This is a genomic window from Ruegeria sp. CK3 (genome assembly GCF_056536565.1).
The window spans coordinates 1-1,725 of the sequence record NZ_JBQFPV010000031.1; the positions used below are offsets into that span (position 1 = coordinate 1).

Here is a 1,725-nt window from a genome sequence, read left to right on the forward strand (position 1 = left end):
AAAAGCGCCGCCCTTTTGGGCGGCGCTTTGATTGTTTGTGTTTTGGTTGGTTTATTCTGCGGCCTGTGGTGCCTCGGCGTGTTTGTCACGCTGGCTGTCGCGGAACAGCGCCTTGGCGAGGGCGACCATCATCAGGCCCATCACCATGGTGAAGGGCAGCGCGCCGATGATCATCGCGTTGCGCAGAGCGTCCATCGGGTTGTTCTCACCTGCCGCAAGGATCAGCGCGCCGATCACGGCCAACAGGATCAGACCCCAGATGATGCGGTGCTTGATGCCCGTCTCCTGGCTGCCGCCCGACATGATCGTGTTCATCACCAGGATGCCCGAATCCGCCGAGGTCACCAGGAAGGTCATGATCAGGATCACGCACATCACGTTCAGCATCGACAGCAAACCGCCGTCGATCATGTAGGACAGCGTCACGAACAGCTTGTTGGTGTTCGATGCCCCGATGATCGCGCCGCTGGCTTCACCGGCCAGTTCCAGATCGATCGCGGTGCCGCCCAGAACGGTCATCCATGCAAAGCAGACCAGCGCCGGTGCGAAGACGCAGCCCAGGATGAACTCACGCACGGTACGGCCCTTCGAGATGCGTGCCAGGAACAGGCCAACGAAGGGCGAGAACGCAATCCACCAGGCCCAGTAGAACGTAGTCCAGCCTGCCTGCCAGCCAAACTGACGACCCTGCTCACCGGCGGCATAGGCCGCGGCCAGAGTGGCCTCATCCAGTTCCGCTGCTGCGCCTTCAAGACCGCTCTTGAAGCCGTCATAGCTGCCCCAGGCATTGGTCGCGCCACCCATCAGGGCATCCGCATGGGCCTGAGCCTCGGCCGGCAGAGCTGCCGCAAACGCCTCGGCCGAGAGCGGGCCGTAGGCGCCAAAGCTCAGCGACAGGAAGTGCAGGATGTAGTCCACCAGCGCGGTGCCATAGGTGGTCATCGCAAAGACAAACGAGCCGAAGACGACAAAGGTGCCCAGCAGGATGATCGACAGCACCAGGTTCAGGTTCGACAGGTACTTCACGCCCCGACCAACACCCGACACAGCTGAGATGATCGACAGGCCCATGATCACCAGCAGACCTGCAATCAGGCCAACCTTCGACGGGGCCGGAACCTCACCGCTCAGGTCCATGATCCACTCCATCCCGGTGATCGCATAGACACCGTCGATGAACTGGCTGACGCCATAGCCGATGGTCACCGACACACCCAGGATCGTTGCCACAACGCCCAGAACATCAACCACATGGCCCAGGAAGCCGTTCATCAGCTTGCCGAACAGCGGCGTCAGCGCCGAGCGGATGGTCAGCGGCATGTTGCGCGTATAGGCGTAATAGGCCAGCGACAGGCCGGTCACCACGTAGATCGCCCAGGCGTGGAAGCCATAGTGCAGATAGGTGTAGCGATAGGCCGACTGGACCGCCTCGGGCTCATTGCCCGGCACGTCGCCCGCGACAACCACGGGGTTCGAGCCCCACAGGCCCAAAGGCTCGGCGGTGGCGAACACCATCAGGCCCACACCCAGACCGGCGCCGAACATCATCGAGAACCATGAGAAGTTTGAGAACTCGGGCTTTTCCCCGGGCGTGCCCATCACCCGCTTGCCGGTAGCCGGCAGCAGCGCAACGATGGCCAGAAAGAAGAAAAACAGACCTACGATGACCACGTAGAAGCTGTTGAAAACCTCCAGAATCTGAGAGTTCCAGCTGCCCAGAGTGCT

1 protein-coding gene is annotated in these 1,725 nt (G+C 61.5%); it reads right to left on the reverse strand.

Going from position 1 to position 1,725, the window contains the following annotated elements:
- Positions 1-51 precede the first annotated feature (51 nt).
- Positions 52-1,725: BCCT family transporter (locus ACR0C3_RS23270; protein ID WP_480760783.1), on the reverse strand; the 1,674-nt coding region annotated here is incomplete at its 5' end.